Annotated in this window: 17 protein-coding genes; 14 read left to right on the forward strand and 3 right to left on the reverse strand. The window is 63.4% G+C overall.

Translation table 11 applies throughout. From position 1 onward, the window contains the following. Positions 1–17 precede the first annotated feature (17 nt). Both SO156_RS04740 and SO156_RS04745 read left to right on the forward strand, forming a co-directional pair. Positions 18–1,820, forward strand: a complete 1,803-nt coding sequence (locus SO156_RS04740; protein WP_498534007.1) for a hypothetical protein — start codon at positions 18–20, stop codon at positions 1,818–1,820. Beyond that, complete coding sequence (locus tag SO156_RS04745; protein ID WP_498534008.1) at positions 1,817–3,244, forward strand: Dyp-type peroxidase; 1,428 nt, start codon at positions 1,817–1,819, stop codon at positions 3,242–3,244. Before SO156_RS04740 ends, SO156_RS04745 begins: the two co-directional genes overlap by 4 nt. A gap of 22 nt (positions 3,245–3,266) precedes the next feature. Here SO156_RS04745 and SO156_RS04750 read toward each other — a convergent pair whose 3' ends face one another. From SO156_RS04750 to hemB, 3 genes are all read right to left on the reverse strand, one after another. After that, a complete protein-coding gene (locus SO156_RS04750) occupies positions 3,267–4,043 on the reverse strand; it encodes an arginyltransferase (protein ID WP_284263080.1) in 777 nt (258 codons plus the stop codon). A 104-nt stretch (positions 4,044–4,147) separates the two neighbouring features. Further along, on the reverse strand, positions 4,148–4,705 hold the full coding sequence (locus tag SO156_RS04755; RefSeq protein WP_458146130.1) for an RDD family protein: 558 nt from the start codon (positions 4,703–4,705) through the stop codon (positions 4,148–4,150). A 214-nt stretch (positions 4,706–4,919) separates the two neighbouring features. Further along, positions 4,920–5,978 (reverse strand): porphobilinogen synthase, encoded by a 1,059-nt coding sequence (hemB, locus tag SO156_RS04760; RefSeq protein WP_498534009.1) that lies wholly within the window; start codon positions 5,976–5,978, stop codon positions 4,920–4,922. 233 nt (positions 5,979–6,211) lie between these two features. Between hemB and SO156_RS04765 the strand changes: the two genes are divergently transcribed. The 12 genes from SO156_RS04765 (at position 6,212) to thiL (ending at position 15,193) form a co-directional block, all read left to right on the forward strand. After that, complete coding sequence (locus SO156_RS04765) at positions 6,212–6,703, forward strand: DUF6163 family protein (RefSeq protein ID WP_458146132.1); 492 nt, start codon at positions 6,212–6,214, stop codon at positions 6,701–6,703. Between the two features lie 475 nt (positions 6,704–7,178). Then, on the forward strand, positions 7,179–7,697 hold the full coding sequence (gene ldtR, locus SO156_RS04770; RefSeq protein ID WP_027522899.1) for a transcriptional regulator LdtR: 519 nt from the start codon (positions 7,179–7,181) through the stop codon (positions 7,695–7,697). 196 nt (positions 7,698–7,893) lie between these two features. Further along, a complete protein-coding gene (locus tag SO156_RS04775; RefSeq protein ID WP_458146133.1) occupies positions 7,894–8,130 on the forward strand; it encodes a hypothetical protein in 237 nt (78 codons plus the stop codon). A gap of 37 nt (positions 8,131–8,167) precedes the next feature. Beyond that, positions 8,168–8,389 carry a hypothetical protein gene (locus SO156_RS04780; protein ID WP_458146134.1) on the forward strand — a complete coding sequence of 74 codons (222 nt, stop codon included), beginning with the start codon at positions 8,168–8,170 and terminating at the stop codon, positions 8,387–8,389. A 162-nt stretch (positions 8,390–8,551) separates the two neighbouring features. Then, entirely contained in the window at positions 8,552–9,157 is a 606-nt protein-coding gene (locus SO156_RS04785) for a hypothetical protein (RefSeq protein WP_458146135.1), read from the forward strand. A 218-nt stretch (positions 9,158–9,375) separates the two neighbouring features. After that, positions 9,376–10,674 (forward strand): serine hydroxymethyltransferase, encoded by a 1,299-nt coding sequence (glyA, locus tag SO156_RS04790; RefSeq protein ID WP_498534010.1) that lies wholly within the window; start codon positions 9,376–9,378, stop codon positions 10,672–10,674. Positions 10,675–10,691: 17 nt separating this feature from the next. After that, a complete protein-coding gene (gene nrdR, locus SO156_RS04795; RefSeq protein ID WP_027522895.1) occupies positions 10,692–11,174 on the forward strand; it encodes a transcriptional regulator NrdR in 483 nt (160 codons plus the stop codon). Continuing rightward, positions 11,171–12,319, forward strand: coding sequence for a bifunctional diaminohydroxyphosphoribosylaminopyrimidine deaminase/5-amino-6-(5-phosphoribosylamino)uracil reductase RibD (gene ribD / locus SO156_RS04800; RefSeq protein WP_458146137.1), 1,149 nt, complete (start codon positions 11,171–11,173; stop codon positions 12,317–12,319). Before nrdR ends, ribD begins: the two co-directional genes overlap by 4 nt. Continuing rightward, positions 12,319–12,927 (forward strand): riboflavin synthase, encoded by a 609-nt coding sequence (locus tag SO156_RS04805; RefSeq protein WP_458146138.1) that lies wholly within the window; start codon positions 12,319–12,321, stop codon positions 12,925–12,927. The genes ribD and SO156_RS04805 overlap by 1 nt, the downstream gene beginning before the upstream one ends. A 100-nt stretch (positions 12,928–13,027) precedes the next feature. Further along, positions 13,028–13,519 carry a 6,7-dimethyl-8-ribityllumazine synthase gene (gene ribH, locus SO156_RS04810; protein WP_458146139.1) on the forward strand — a complete coding sequence of 164 codons (492 nt, stop codon included), beginning with the start codon at positions 13,028–13,030 and terminating at the stop codon, positions 13,517–13,519. Between the two features lie 3 nt (positions 13,520–13,522). After that, positions 13,523–14,014 carry a transcription antitermination factor NusB gene (gene nusB / locus SO156_RS04815; protein WP_458146140.1) on the forward strand — a complete coding sequence of 164 codons (492 nt, stop codon included), beginning with the start codon at positions 13,523–13,525 and terminating at the stop codon, positions 14,012–14,014. A 177-nt stretch (positions 14,015–14,191) separates the two neighbouring features. Beyond that, positions 14,192–15,193, forward strand: coding sequence for a thiamine-phosphate kinase (gene thiL, locus SO156_RS04820; protein WP_458146141.1), 1,002 nt, complete (start codon positions 14,192–14,194; stop codon positions 15,191–15,193). The last annotated feature ends 189 nt before the right edge of the window (positions 15,194–15,382 follow it).

Genomic DNA, 15,382 nt, shown 5'->3' on the forward strand with positions numbered 1-15,382 from the left:
AGCGGAGAAGGACAGCCATGCTCGAGATTGTCCGGCAGCAGATGATCTGCATCGTTGCGCCAGGCTGGCCCGGCGGAGGCGAAATTTCAGAGCCCATTTCCAGCGCGCTGAATGATCTGTTCAAGGACGCGGCGGTGGTGCACTTCGCATCGATCGGTCTCCTGCCGGCGATGGCCGATGCGGCGGACCAGCGGCCGTCGCTGATGCTCGAGCTTGCCGTCGAGGAGGGCCTCAGCCCGTACGACCTGTTGTATCGGCTCATCTACCATGCCGGCGGCGCGATGTGGTCGCTGTTCGGCAGCATGTATTTCCCAAATGTCGAAGAGCTGACAGATCAGCACAAGCAGCAATTGCTCGATCGGCTGATGGAGTGCCACAGCATCGCCGATGGCGCCTTCGTTGGCGCCCGCGACCGGTCGGTTCGGCAGATCCAGATGGAGGGGGATCTGCTCGAGCAGACGCGAAACGAAGCGCGGTCGCTGAAGCCGAAATACGGCAATGATCGCACCGCGTTCGCCCTGGCGCTGGCACGATGGGCATACACGAATCCTCGCTTCGAGTGGGCGGCCGAGCCTGCACCGCGATCCTATTGGCGCGGCAAGGGCGCAGGCATCGGCGCCAAGCTCAAGTATCCGGTGGGCGCGGTCGTTCTCTGGTTCGTCACCGTCTGGGTGGTTGGCGCGCTGTCGAGGGGGTTGATGAGGTTCGACGTCTGGTTCTTCGGAGAACCGCATCCCATCATCCAGTCCATTCTCAACGCCGTAAGCAAGGTGAGCCAGGGGCTGCTGGAGGTGAGCGGGCGTGGTCTACTGGCGTTAGTTGCGCTCGTCTTGCTCGCGTGGCTGTTCCTGGTTGCGCTGCCGGCGCTGTTCCAGCCGTGGAGGCGCTGGCTGAAAAGCATTCAGCGTGAGCTCGAACGTCCGACAGAAACGATCTCATCGTTGGCCACCTATATCGCCGGCTGGCTTATCGGCGTGCCCCTGGTCGCGGCCGTCATTGCGGGCGCCCTTGCCTACACGTTCGCCCCGAGCTGGCTCGCGGGCACGATCGAGCCCTGGATCCCGAATCTTCCCGGATGGCAGCTCAGCGCCATTGCGATCTTTGCAATCATCCTGGTGCTCTGCATCGGCGCGTTGTTTTCCTGGATCAATCGCCGGTTCACGAAGCTGAGCGAAAGGTTCTTTCATCCACTCGAAGACGACGTTCCTCGCGCCCAGCAGATCCACCCGTCGATCGAGAGATGCGAGGCGCGAGAGGTCAACCGAATCCAGCACATGATCAGCCTGACGGACTTGCGCGGTCCGCAGGGGTGGAGCGCGTGGTGCATCCGGGTCGCCCTGCGCATCGTGACGTTCGCTGGACGCGTGTTTTTCACGGAGGGGCTGCTGGGAGATGCGCCAGGCATCCATTTCGGTCACTGGCACATCATCGACAATGGTCGCCGCTTCGTGTTCTGCTCCAATTATGACGGGAATTTCGGCGGCTACCTCGACGACTTCATCAATGGCGCTTCCAGCGGGACGACGCTGGCATGGCGGTGGACTGAGCTGAACCCACGCTCACCGGCGGCTGACGGTCAGCCCGGCATCACGCAGCCGCGCAGTTTCCCGCCGACGCGGTTTGTCATTTACCGCGGCGTGAAGTGTGAGCTGAAGTTCAAATCCTACGCGCGCGACAGCATGCTTCCGAACTTGTACCGCTTCGTGGCGTGCAACGCGACGATCGACGAGATCAATCTCGCCACCGGGCTGCGCGACGCCCTGTTCGGCGAGCGCAACGAGAAAAACGACGACCTGATCATGAGGGCCATCGAAACATGAAGCACGCGCCGAATCTCTCTGAACAGAGTCACGACATCCAGGGCATGATGAGGAGTGGCTTCGGCTGGCTCACCACCAGCCGCTTCAGGTTGCTGACAATCCGCGACGATGACCGGGCCCGGGCTTGGCTGGCAGAGCTCCTCAAGACTGGCTTGGTCGTCAGTGCGAAGCACGTGGGCGACACGAAGAAGAACCCTGTCGATGCAGCCGTGGCGATCGGCTTTAGCTTTTCGGGACTTGCAAGACTCGGTTGCAAGGAGAGCAACGAGCATCCGTTCCCGACGCCGTTTCGCAGTGGCATGGGCAGCGAGTTGCGGGCCCAGCTTCTGAGAGACGGCGATCGGCAATGGCGGTGGGCAGATGTCGAAGGACCTGGCAGCGGCGAGACGGTGCATATTGTGCTGGCCGAATGGAGGAGGAAGGACCGAGCCTCGCGACTGCCCACGATTGATGAAAGCGCATTCTCGGTCATCGAGATCGGAGAGGACTCCGACTTTTTCGACGCAGACGGCAAATTGCACGAGCCATTTGGGTTTCGCGATGGTCTCGCACAACCGGTGATCCGCGGCCTCAGGGATGAGAGCGGAAAAGCGCTGAAGCGGACCAAGGAGGACGCCGGTGCTCTATACGAAGATCGCGTCGTTGAGCCGGGCGAATTCATCCTCGGCTATCGCAATGAGTACGACGAACTCACCTACTGTCCAAACGTGGAGGGATGGACGCACGCGAGCGGCAGCTTCACCCTGAACGGAAGCTACCTGGCCGTGCGTCAGATCAAGCAGAAAGTGGACGAGTTCAAGGCATTCGAGGATGCGAACAAAGGGTTCAAAGACCCCAACGGCATAACGATCGGTGAAAAGCTGATGGGGCGTCGGAGGAACGGCATGCCGCTATCATGGCAAGGCCAATCCGGATCGGATTCAGCCGCTGATGCCTTCCGTTATCGTGTCCAGGATGCAAACGGCTTCGTTTGCCCCAAGGGAGCTCATGTCCGTCGGGCCAACCCGCGAGATTCTTTGGGCGTCGATGTGCAATCGAGCATCAAGTCATCCAAGCTGCATCGGTTGCTTCGCCGTGGACGTCCTTATCGCGAGAAGTCGGGCAGCCAGGGCCTGTTCTTCATTGCGTGCAATGCGGATCTCGAGCGGCAATTCGAGTTCATCCACCAGCGCTGGGTGCAAAACCCCCGGTTCGGGACTCTCGACAATCAGGACGATCCGATCGTGGGTTCGCAACAATGCCCGAAAACCTTCACCATTCCGGGCCTGCCGAGCGGCGGTGAAGTCTCTTTGGAGTATTTCACGCAGACCCTCGGAGGGGGCTACTTCTTCCTTCCCGGGCTCGCGGCGCTCGACTTTATCGTCCGCAATCGTGCCGGCGCCAGGTCGGCCCAATCACACCAGGCCGAAGTGTCCGCCATTTGAGGGACGAAGTTTTTCGGAAGCCCTAATCCTGCGGCTCTGAGGCCGTGTCACCTTGGGCGTCGATGCGCAGCCAGCCGGAGGGCGCGAGGCGCTGCTGCGGCAGGAAGCGCGCCTTGTAATCCATCTTCTTGGAGCCCTCGATCCAGTAGCCGAGATAGACGTAAGGCAGGCCCTGGCGCCGTGCGCGGGCGATGTGATCGAGGATCATGAAGGTGCCGAGCGAGCGGCCGACCTGGCTCGGCTCGAAGAAGGAATAGACCATCGACAGCCCGTCGCTGAGCACGTCGGTCAGCGCGACCGCCAAAAGCTCCTCGCCTCGGCCGGTGATGCCGCTGTCGGGACCGCGCTTGCGGTACTCGATGATGCGGGTTTCGACATGGCTGTCCTCGACCATCATGGCGTAGTCGAGCACGGTCATGTCGGCCATGCCGCCGTGGCGGTGGCGGGCGTCGAGATAGCCGCGGAACACCGAATACTGCTCCGAGGTCGGCACCGCGCTGCGCTGCTCGCCGATGACGTCAGCGTTGCGCGCCATCACCTTGCGGAAGTTGCGGGACGGCCGGAACTCGTTGGCGACTACCCGGACCGAGACGCAGGCCCGGCACTGGTCGCAGGCGGGCCTATAGGCGATCGACTGGCTGCGGCGGAAGCCGCCGTGAGTCAGGAGATCGTTGAGGTCGCCGGCGCGGTCCCCCACGAGGTGCGTAAACACCTTGCGCTCATGCCGGCCCGGTAGGTACGGGCAGGGCGAGGGCGCCGTGAGGTAGAATTGGGGGGTGTCGCGCGAGTGCTGGGTCAAGGGACGTCGTGGGCCTCCGAAACGGGTATCAGCATCGCGCTACGGAGGCTCATGGTCAATCGGTCTGCTCACAATGTGGTTTAAGAGGCGCTCTAGTAGGTTCGCTAGTAGGTTCTCGCGGTCTGCGGGACGGGCGAGCGGACGGAGTTGTTGATGATGACCGTTCCCAGCACGATATCGTGCAGCAGGCGCCGTCGGCCGTTGAACAGGCCGACGAGGACGACGAGCGGCGTCAGGAACGAGATCGAGACCCAGAACAGCACCGCATGCATGGCACCAAGCACGAAATAGCCGGGTGCCCCGTACCAGGTGCGCAACTCCAGATCCATCACCCGCATGCCGACCGTCGCGGAATACGGACCGCCGATACAGGCGCCGTAATAGACCACGGCCCAGATCACCGAGGCCGGCCAGGCTAGCCAGAACAGCGCCCAGCCGAGGCCGAGCGTGACGACGCCGAACACGGCGATGAAGATGTAGCCGAGGATCACCGGGACCGAGATCACGATAAGGTCGATCAGGAATGCGAACACCCGCCGCGTCGCCACGCCGTGGAACAACTCCGGCTGGAGGTAGGGATCATAGGCATGCGGCGGAACCCCGCCGTCATTGCGCCAGGGACCCGAATTGGGACCCGAATTGCCCGAATTCGAATACGACATGGTCCGTCCTCCCGATCGGAAACACCCGTGGCAGCACATGGGATCGGGCCGTCCCCCTGCCAAGGCTGCGGGGATTAACAAGCGGAAATATTCCGGCGATTCGGGGGCGGTGATTTGGGCACTGTCATTCCGGGGCGATGCGCCAGCATCGAACCCGGAATCTCGAGATTCCGGGTTCGGTCCTGCGGACCGCCCCGGAATGACGGAAGTTGTATTAACTCTGCGCCTTGATCTTCTCCGCCGCCTTCGGCGCGAAATACGTCAGCACGCCGTCGGCGCCGGCGCGCTTGAAGGCGAGGAGGCTCTCCATCATCGCGCGCTCGCCGTCGAGCCAGCCGTTGCCGGCGGCTGCCGCGATCATCGCGTATTCGCCGGAGACCTGGTAGGCGAAGGTCGGCATCGCAAAAGTGTCCTTTACCCGCCGCACGACGTCGAGATAGGGCATGCCCGGCTTCACCATCACCATGTCGGCGCCTTCGGCGATGTCGAGCTCGACTTCGCGCAACGCCTCATCGGTGTTGGCGCTGTCCATCTGATAGGTGCGCTTGTCGCCGGTCAGCGTCTTGGCCGAGCCGATGGCGTCGCGGAACGGGCCGTAGAAGGCGGAGGCGTATTTCGCCGCATAGGCCATGATCTGCACGTCGAGCAGGCCGGCACGGTCGAGCCCCTCGCGGATCGCGCCGACGCGGCCATCCATCATGTCGGAGGGCGCGATGATGTCGCAGCCGGCTTCCGCCTGCACCAGCGCCTGGCGCACGAGCACGGCGACCGTCTCGTCGTTCAAAATCCTGCCGTCGGCGATCAGGCCGTCATGGCCGTGGCTGGTGAAGGGATCGAGCGCGACGTCGCAGAGGATGCCGATGTCAGGGAATTCCTTCTTGATCGCGCGCACGGCCTGGCAGACGAGGTTATCCGGATTGGTTGCTTCCGAGCCATGCTCGTCGCGCAGCGAGGCTTCCGTGTAGGGAAATAGCGCAAGGCAGGGGATGGTCAGCTTCATCGCGCGCTCGGCCTCACGCACTGCCTGGTCGACGCTGAGCCTTTCGACGCCGGGCATCGAGGCAATCGCTTCGCGCTTTTTGCTGCCGTCGATCAGGAACAGCGGCCAGATCAGATCATCCGTCGTGAGCACGTTCTCGCGCACCAGGCGCCGCGCCCATTCGGCCTTGCGGTTGCGGCGGGGGCGGACGGTCAGATCCAGGGCCGGCGAGGCCGCCGCGCTTCCACGCGCCACCTCGCGCAATTCGATCGGACGTCCGTACTTGATCGCCATCGTAGGTATCTCCAGCGCGATGACTCATCATCGCGCTTAGTTGTTGTTTGAGCATGATCTTTTCGGAAAACCGCTGCACACTTTGCGCTAACTCGGCCCTCCGGGTCCGGATCATGCAGGAATGGAATTATTCTTATACCAGCTCGCATGGTTCCCGTCACCGCGGCTTGACCTTGCGCAACCCGGGAGCAGACCGATTGATTTTGCCTGGCGAAGCGGCCAGAAGGAGAGCTATGTCCGAGATATCAACCCGCGATGCCGGCCGCGACAGCGCCAGGGACAACACCAGAGATAGCGCCAGTGCGATGTCGGTGGCCGCGCTGTCGTCCGAGCGGCCGGAGTCCGACGAGAACGTCTGGACGCGGCGGCTCGTGCTGTTCCTGCGCGTGATGGCGCTGCTCTCGATCCTCAAGGGTCTCTACCACTGGGCGCAGGTCACCGGCTTCGTCGGCGGCGAGGACGATGCGTTCGAGAACCAGTCGATGGCCTGGCAGGCTGCAACCGTCTACTTCGCCGTGATCGAGCTCGTCGCCGCCGTCGGCCTCTGGCTCGCCACGCCCTGGGGCGCGGTCGTATGGCTCACGACGGTGGTGTCGATGGCGGTGATCGAACTGATGTTCCCCGGCATCTATGGCGGCAGTCTCATCGTGGTTGCCGTCGAAGCTTTCATGCTCGCCGCCTATCTCGCGCTCGCCTGGATGGCCGCGCGCGAGCGCCCGCCATAGCAAACCGCAATTCTGATTTTGCGCAGTGCACCCACGATGTGGTGCGAGACCCATTTTCCACGATTGTCGGTCCGGGCGGCACTGCGCAGCAGCATTGCACGCTGCGGCGCGTCAGAGTGTGTTTTCGCGCATCGATGGTTGATCGATGGTTGCTTCAAATTTGCGGCAAGTTTTCGAAGATCCCGCGTGATCCGCCACAGCTCTTACGCTCCCGTTTCGAAACAGGGCAAGGCTGTTCTGGAATGCGACAAGTGGTGCGGACGGAGGGTGAACAGGACCTTGCCACCGTCAACAGAGGGTTGCGAAAAGTCCTTGTTGCACAGGCTTAATCCGCGATTCACTGTCTTAAATTCATGATCTCTTTATTCTCTTATTTAAGCTGATCTTCAAACGCCTCCCCTTAAGTTGCGGCTATCAGGCGGGACAAAAGTTTCGTCGAATAAGTGTCGACAAAAACGACAACAGGGGAAGTGTCATGATGAAAGCCGTCGCAACTGCGGCAGATACCGCAGAGCGCGTCGCCGGCCAGCAGGGCTCGGTGCAGTCGCTCTATCTGGAAGCTTTGACTCTGGTGGAGCGGCTGCATCGCCGCCTGCTCGACGTTATCAAGGATGAATTCGATCGTCGCGGCCGCGCCGACATCAACTCGGTGCAGGCGCTGCTCCTCTACAACATCGGCGACAAGGAGCTGACCGCAGGTGAGCTGCGCACGCGCGGCTATTATCTCGGCTCCAACGTCTCCTACAACCTGAAGAAGCTCGTCGAGCTCGGCTTCCTCGATCATCAGCGCTCGCGCGTTGATCGCCGCTCGGTGCGCATTCGCCTGACCCCGCAGGGCCAGGAAGTTCGCCGCATCGTCGACGCGCTCTACCAGAAGCACGTCAAGACGGTGGAGCAGGTCGGCGGCATCTCGGGCGAGGAGTTCTCCACACTGAACAAGTCGCTGCACCGCCTCGAGCGGTTCTGGACCGACCAGATCCTGTATCGGCTCTGAGTTTTTCGGAGGGACAAAAGCCGGCCCCAAACAAGACCGGCGCGCCTCTCGAACGTGCCTGAACTTCCCCAATCGCGCCGGCCCGGCTTTGCCCGGACCGGTGCGTTTTGCGTTTTTGCATCTGCGAAAAAAAGCAGCGTCTTTGCGGAACTAGCCGTTGGCTCGCGGCTTATCCCCTTCGGATCGGAGGCATGCGATGCTGGTCGAGCGTGGACTACAGACTATGAACGTGGAGATTGTGAGCGAGGCGTATGCCATCGCCGCAAATTATCTGCGCAGAGCCGGCGCGCTCCCCGATACGCTCGTCACCGATGAGCGGCTGCTGAAGATCATCGTGCAGCTGTTCCAGCACGGCGAATTCAACAAGATCAGGCTTGCCAACAAGGCGATCGTCAAATTCGAGGCCGCCTTCGAGGCGGAAGCGCGTGCCTGACAGCATTCCCCAAAATTCAGATCAAACAGAGGATGCCATGGAAGCCGCCATCGACCGCATCATGAAGACCTATGACCTCTTGGCCAACCGCACCGCTGCGGCCAGCGACGAGGCGAGGGCCAAGGTGACGAACTACCTCAATACGCTGGTTGAGGCGGGCGAGAAGGACACTCATCGGTTGACGGTCTGCGGCCTGACCTATCTGCGTGAGCTCGACGGCAGCATCGACCCGGTGAAGGCGGGTTACACCGGTTTGTGAGGAGAGGCGGCCAAACCAGCAATCAGACCGAAACGGGTTGCATGCGCGGCCGGCCTTCCAGCGCGGTCGAGCAGGCGGCTGCCCCGGCCAGCCCATCGAACCGCCCGGAAGTCATCGGCGACCAACGACGGCAACGCAACGACAGAGAGCCGAGATCGCTTGATGCCACTCCGCCAAATCCAGATGTTCCAAAAGGAAATCCTGAAGGGGCAGATCGCCCCGCCCGACCTGCGGGCTCTGCTCGAAATCGCCGCGCACGCCGGCAAGGACGACATCGATCCGATCTGTGAGGCGCTGCGCTATTCGCTGCTGGTCCCCGGGCGCGACTATCCTTTGCTGACCGGCTCCTACCTCAACGACAGCGATCGGCAAAATCCCCGCATCATGGCAAATGTCGCGGCCATTGATGAGCTGATCGCGCTCATCACTTTCGTCGCGACGAGCGACGATGGGGACATGATCGGCTACTGGCACGGCCCTGAACGGACGCCGATCGAGACGGCGTTGATCGTCAAACTCGATACCGAAGGCCAGTTCGACCTGATGCAGGGACGTAACTTGGCTGAGGCCATGCTCGGCGACAACACCTTTTCCGATCCGGAGGGCTTTGCGACCGGGCGGCGCTGGCTCGCCGACTGCGGCATCACCGTTGATGCCACGGATTGGCGCGAATTGGCCACCCCCGAATGTGCGGTGCAGCCAAGCGCGCTGCATCGGACGCTCTGCAACGAGAGGCGGATCGCGGCTGGGTTGCAACCCATCGGCTAGCCGGCCGGAGTAGGGTGTGATGCCGCGGTGAAAGGGTAGGGCAGGCATGCCCCCCAGTTGCCGGGCTGGTATCCCACCACATCTGGCATAATTATCGCCCCCGACCCGCAAAAGCTTGGCCGGGGCGGGCCGATGTGGTAGATCGCGCCTGCTTCCAACCGCCACACAAGACCGACCGTAGCCCGCCAAAAAGGCTGCGGCGGTGGAGATATTCGCCGATGACTTCCGCAAAAACCGCTTCCGCGCCCGATTCGTTTTTCACGGCCTCCGTTGAGCAGGCCGACCCGGAGATCGCCGCCGCCATCAAGGGCGAGCTCGGCCGTCAGCGCCATGAGATCGAGCTGATCGCCTCCGAGAACATCGTCAGCCGGGCCGTGCTGGAAGCGCAGGGTTCGGTGATGACCAACAAATACGCGGAAGGTTATCCCGGCGCGCGGTACTATGGCGGTTGTGAATGGGTCGACGTTGCCGAGAACCTGGCGATCGATCGCGCCAAGCGGCTGTTCGGTGCCAGCTTTGCCAACGTGCAGCCCAACTCCGGCAGCCAGATGAATCAGGCCGTGTTCCTGGCGCTGATGCAGCCCGGCGACACGTTCATGGGCCTTGATCTGGCCGCCGGCGGCCATCTCACCCACGGTTCGCCCGTCAACATGAGCGGCAAGTGGTTCAAGGCCTCGCACTACACGGTGCGGCGCGAGGACCAGATCATCGACATGGACGCGGTGGCCAAGCAGGCCGAAACGGTCAAGCCGAAACTGATCATCGCCGGCGGCTCGGCCTATTCGCGCGCCTGGGACTTCAAGCGTTTTCGCGAGATCGCCGACAGCGTCGGCGCCTACCTCCTCGTCGACATGGCGCATTTCGCGGGCCTCGTGGCCGGTGGCGTGCATGCTTCGCCGGTGCCGTATGCGCATGTCACCACCACGACGACGCACAAATCGCTGCGCGGCCCGCGCGGCGGCCTGATCCTGTGGAATGACGAGACGCTGACCAAGAAGCTCAACTCGGCGATCTTCCCTGGCCTCCAGGGCGGCCCGCTGATGCATGTGATCGCGGCGAAGGCGGTCGCCTTCGGCGAGGCGCTGCGGCCGGACTTCAAGGTCTACGCGAAAAACGTCGTCGAGAACGCCAAGGCGCTCGCGGAAACGCTGCGCAGCCACGGGTTCGATATCGTCTCCGGCGGCACCGACAATCACCTGATGCTGGTTGACCTCAGGCCGAAGGGCCTGAAGGGCAACGTCTCGGAGAAGGCGCTGGTCCGTGCGGCCATCACCTGCAACAAGAACGGCATCCCCTTCGACCCCGAGACGCCTTTCGTCACCTCAGGCCTGCGCCTCGGCACGCCGGCGGCGACCACGCGTGGCTTCGGCGTTGCCGAGTTCCAGCAGGTCGGCGGCTTGATCGCTGAAGTCCTGAACGCGATCGCACAGTCCTCCGACGGCAAGGCGCCGCTGGTGGAAGCCGCGATCAAGGAACGGGTCAAGGCGCTCACCGATCGCTTCCCGATCTACCAGTAAGACCGGATAACAAGCGGATGCGCTGTCCCAACTGCAACAGTCTCGATACGCAGGTTAAGGACTCGCGTCCGACCGAGGACTCGTCAGTGATCCGCAGGCGGCGCATCTGCGTCGCTTGCAATTTCCGCTTCACCACCTTCGAGCGCGTGCAGCTGCGCGAACTCACCGTGATCAAGCGCAACGGCCGCCGTGTGCCGTTCGACCGCGACAAGCTGATGCGCTCGGTGCAGATCTCCTTGCGCAAGCGGCCTGTTGAGCCCGAGCGGGTGGAGAAGATGGTTTCTGCCATCGTGCGCGAGCTCGAGACCGCCGGCGAAGCCGAGATCTCCTCGGAGGTGATCGGCGAGACGGTGATGGAGCATCTGCGCACGCTCGACGACGTCGCCTATGTGCGCTTCGCCTCCGTCTACCGCAATTTCCGCGAGGCAAAGGATTTCGCCGACGTGCTCGGCGAGCTCTCCGGTGAGGAGGAAGCGCGGCTCGCCGCGATACGCAAATGATCTTCCGCATTCTGGAGGATCAGCTCGCGCAGAAGGCCCGTGAGTCCAACGATGCTGATCGCCGCTTCATGCAGCTTGCGCTGGCGCTTGGCCGGCGCGGGCAGGGGCGCACCTGGCCGAACCCTGCCGTCGGTGCCGTCATCGTCAAGGACGGCGTGATCGTCGGGCGCGGCTGGACGCAACCCGGCGGTCGCCCGCATGCCGAGCCGGAGGCGCTGCGACGAGCGGGCGAGGCGGCCCGTGGCGCGACGCTCTATGTCACGCTCGAACCCTGCTCGCATTTCGGCAAGTCGCCGCCTTGCGCGGACGCGGTGATCGCGGCCGGCATCAAGCGCGTGGTGGCGGCGATCGAGGATCCCAATCCGGAAGTCGCAGGACAAGGCCACGCGCGCTTGCGGGCAGCCGGCATCAGCGTCGATGTCGGGCTCTGTGCTGCGGATGCGGCCTACGACCATGCCGGTCATTTCCGCCGCATCCGCGACAAGCGCCCGCATGTGATCCTGAAGCTGGCGGTCTCGCCCGACGACAAGATCGGGGCGGCCGGCGGCAAGCCGGTCGCGATCACGGGAGAGGCCGCGCGCGACCGCGTGCACCTGTTGCGCGCGCAGAGCGACGCGATTTTGGTCGGCATCGGCACGGTGCTGTCGGACGATCCGCTGTTGACGTGCCGGTTACCGGGCATGGAGGCGCGCTCGCCGGTACGAGTGGTGCTCGACCGCAATTTACGTATTCCGACGTCGAGCCAACTCGTTCATTCAGCGCGCGAGACGCCGCTTTGGGTGATCGGCTCCGAGCTCGCGGAAGCGGCCGCGGCTACGCGGCTTGGTGCGGCCGGTGCCCAGGTCCTGCGCATGCCGCCCGGCAGCACGCCGGGGTTCGATCTTCCTGCGGTGCTGCACGCGCTGGCCGAGAAGGGCATCACGCGGCTGATGGTCGAGGGCGGCAGCCACGTGGCGTCGTCGTTTGTTGCGTGGGATCTTGCTGATGAGATCTGGTTATTCCGTGGGTCTGAAACGATAGGAACCGATGGCGTCAAGGCCTTGGACGGACTACCTCTCAGCTCAGTCACGCATTCGAAATACTATCGCATTCATGCTAGCGAAACATTCGACAGGGATACTCTCACCATCTACGAGCGCGCTTAATGTTCACCGGCATTGTCACCGATATCGGCGAGATCGTCGGCTTCACGCCGACGGCGCAGGGCCAGTTGCATCGCTTGCGCATCGCCTGCCGCTACGATCGTGCGACCATCGCTGATGGCGCGTCGATCGCCTGCAATGGCGTCTGCCTGACGGTGGTGGCTTCCGGCGTTGAAAGCGGCAAAACCTGGTTCGACGTCGACGCCGCGGCGGAGACGCTGGCGCTGACGACGGCCAAGCACTGGAAGACCGGCACGAAGCTCAACCTCGAGCGCGCGCTGAAAATCGGTGACGAGCTCGGCGGCCATATCGTCGCAGGCCACGCCGACGGGATCGCGACGCTTCTCAGCCGCGAGGACTTGCCTGACATGGCGCGGTTCGAGCTAAAGACCACGCGCGAGCTTGCGCGCTTCATCGCGACCAAGGGCTCGATCACGCTGGATGGCGTGTCCTTGACCATCAATACGGTCAAGGACGTGACCTTTTCGGTCCTGATCATCCCGCACACCCTCAGCGTTACAACCATCGGTGCCTGGCGCGCCGGGGACGAGGTCAATATCGAGGTCGATCTGATGGCCCGCTATGCAGCGCGGCTGACGGAAATGAAGTAATGGCACGGCCGTCATGCGGCGGCGATAGTGTCTTTTGAACTTGGCTTAACCGCTTGCGGCGACTACATAACGCGCCGACCTCAGTAAAACGGATTGAACGATGGCAGACGCGCGGCGCGCACCCCTGAACGACCAGACCGACATTTCGGGCGCGCGTGCGCTGATTGTCGAAGCGCGCTTCTACGACGACCTCCAGGATGCGCTTCTGGAAGGCGCGGTCGCCGAGCTGAAGGCGGCCGGCCTGACCCATGACGTGATTACGGTTCCCGGAGCGCTGGAAATCCCGGCAGCCGTGGCCATCGCAGTCGATGCTGCCGCGAGCAACGGGAAACCCTATGATGCTGTGATCGCGCTCGGCTGCGTGATCCGCGGCGACACCATTCATTTCGAGATCGTCTCGCAGGAATCTTCCCGTGCGCTGATGGATCTCGCCGTGGCGCGCAAGCTGCCGCTCGGCAATGGCATCCTCACCGTCAACAATGAGGAGCAGGCCTGGGCGCGAGCGCGCGCGAGCGAGCTCGACAAGGGCGGCGATGCTGCGCGCGCGGCGCTGGCCATGCTGCGCATCAAGCGCCGCCTGGCGCGGGCCTGAGCCATGGCCGACACCAAGAAACAGCCCGGCGGGGCGGAGAAAAAGGCGAACCGGCGCGGCGCCGCCCGGCTCGCGGCCGTGCAGGCACTCTACCAGATGGATATTGCGGGCGCCGGCATCAATGACATCTTCGCCGAGTTCGAGAGCCATTGGCTCGGCAACGAGGTCGAAGGCGACAAATATCTGCCGGCGGAAGCGGCCTTCTTTCGCGACGTCGTCTCGGGCGTCGTGCGTGACCAGAAAAAGCTCGATCCCCTGATCGACGAGGCGCTCTCGAAGGGCTGGCCTCTGAAGCGCATCGAGGCGATCCTGCGCGCGGTGCTGCGGGCAGGGGCCTACGAGTTGGAGCATCGCAAGGACGTGCCGGGCCGCGTCGTGGTCTCTGAATATGTCGACGTCGCCAACGCCTTCGTCGATCGCGAGGAGACCGGCATGGTCAACGCGGTCCTCGACCAGATCGGCCGTCACTTTCGCGGCGACGAGTTCGGGCGGTAGTCGTAAGTCGAGGGGCGTCAAATTGAAGCAACACGCTAGCCCCATGCTCTGCCGTCATGCCCCGCGAAGGCGGGGCATCCAGTACGCCGCGGCCTATCGACTCAGCACGACCGTCTCTGGAATACTGGATCGCCCGGTCAAGCCGGGCGATGACCGTTCGGTATGGGGCTGGCGTTGATGGCAAGCTCGCACAATCCCTCCGGCGAAGACTCGCTCATCGTGCGCTATTTCAAGCCGCTGGCAACTGACCCCGGCGCGTTCGCGCTGGTCGATGATGCTGCCATCCTGAAATCCTCCGCCGATGATGACGTCGTCGTCACCACAGACGCCGTGGTCGAAGGCGTGCACTATCTTGCCGACGACCCGCCCGGTACGATCGCTCGCAAAGCGCTCCGGGTGAACCTGTCCGACCTTGCGGCAAAGGGTACCACGCCGGCGGGCTTCGTGCTGACGCTGGCGCTCCGCAGCAAGGACGATGCCTGGCTGAAGCCATTTGCCGATGCTCTGGGTGAGGACGCCAATAGCTTCGCGTGCCCATTGCTCGGCGGCGACACAGTCTCGACGCCCGGGCCGCAGATGATCTCGATTACAGCCTTCGGCCGCGTGCCGTCGGGGCGGATGGTCGGCCGCACCGGTGCCAAAGCCGGCGACCGCATCATGGTGACCGGCACGATCGGCGATGCCGCACTCGGCCTCGATGTGCTCAAGGGCGGTGTTGCCGCGAACGTGCTCGCATCAGATCCGGCAGCACGGGATATCCTGGTCGCACGCTACCGCGTCCCGCAACCACGCAACGCGCTGGCAAAGGCGGTGCGCGACTGTGCGAGCGCTGCGATGGATGTCTCTGACGGGCTTGCCGGCGATCTCGCCAAGCTCTGTGCAGCTTCAGGCGTGTCAGCCACGATCGATTCGGCCAGCGTGCCGCTGTCGGCGCCGGCCGCCGGCCTCGTTGCGCGTGGCGCCGTCGGGATCGACGCGCTGCTATCCGGTGGCGACGACTACGAGCTTCTATGCACTGTTCCTGAGGCGCGTTGTACCGACCTGATTGCGGCCGGACGGACGGTTGGCGTGGCCGTGACCGCCATTGGAACGATAGTGCCGGGAAATGAGGCACCGCGCTTCCTGGATGGCGAGGGCCGGGAACTGGTCCTCAAGCGGTTGTCCTACAGTCACTTCTAGCAATTTCCGCGAAACGGACGCCTACGACCTAAGGACCTGCCGAGATCAACGATTTTCGCGCCTCCGACGTTGCACGGGCATGGCGATTTTGGCAAGGTCCCCGCCCATCGGGGCTGCTCCTTTTGGGGAGGCGCGGTCCCGCTTTAAAGGCGCCACTCCGTCACGACGGGAAAAAATCGGCGCTGGGGG

The organism is Bradyrhizobium sp. UFLA05-125 (genome assembly GCF_059803515.1).

Coding starts and splice junctions, on each gene's coding strand:
- SO156_RS04740 (WP_498534007.1), top strand. CDS start 18: ATGCTCGAGATTGTCCGGCAGCAGATGATCTGCATCGTTGCGCCAGGC.
- SO156_RS04745 (WP_498534008.1), top strand. CDS start 1,817: ATGAAGCACGCGCCGAATCTCTCTGAACAGAGTCACGACATCCAGGGC.
- SO156_RS04755 (WP_458146130.1), bottom strand. CDS start 4,705: ATGTCGTATTCGAATTCGGGCAATTCGGGTCCCAATTCGGGTCCCTGG.
- hemB (WP_498534009.1), bottom strand. CDS start 5,978: ATGGCGATCAAGTACGGACGTCCGATCGAATTGCGCGAGGTGGCGCGT.
- SO156_RS04765 (WP_458146132.1), top strand. CDS start 6,212: ATGTCCGAGATATCAACCCGCGATGCCGGCCGCGACAGCGCCAGGGAC.
- ldtR (WP_027522899.1), top strand. CDS start 7,179: ATGATGAAAGCCGTCGCAACTGCGGCAGATACCGCAGAGCGCGTCGCC.
- SO156_RS04775 (WP_458146133.1), top strand. CDS start 7,894: ATGCTGGTCGAGCGTGGACTACAGACTATGAACGTGGAGATTGTGAGC.
- SO156_RS04780 (WP_458146134.1), top strand. CDS start 8,168: ATGGAAGCCGCCATCGACCGCATCATGAAGACCTATGACCTCTTGGCC.
- SO156_RS04785 (WP_458146135.1), top strand. CDS start 8,552: ATGCCACTCCGCCAAATCCAGATGTTCCAAAAGGAAATCCTGAAGGGG.
- glyA (WP_498534010.1), top strand. CDS start 9,376: ATGACTTCCGCAAAAACCGCTTCCGCGCCCGATTCGTTTTTCACGGCC.
- nrdR (WP_027522895.1), top strand. CDS start 10,692: ATGCGCTGTCCCAACTGCAACAGTCTCGATACGCAGGTTAAGGACTCG.
- ribD (WP_458146137.1), top strand. CDS start 11,171: ATGATCTTCCGCATTCTGGAGGATCAGCTCGCGCAGAAGGCCCGTGAG.
- SO156_RS04805 (WP_458146138.1), top strand. CDS start 12,319: ATGTTCACCGGCATTGTCACCGATATCGGCGAGATCGTCGGCTTCACG.
- ribH (WP_458146139.1), top strand. CDS start 13,028: ATGGCAGACGCGCGGCGCGCACCCCTGAACGACCAGACCGACATTTCG.
- nusB (WP_458146140.1), top strand. CDS start 13,523: ATGGCCGACACCAAGAAACAGCCCGGCGGGGCGGAGAAAAAGGCGAAC.
- thiL (WP_458146141.1), top strand. CDS start 14,192: ATGGCAAGCTCGCACAATCCCTCCGGCGAAGACTCGCTCATCGTGCGC.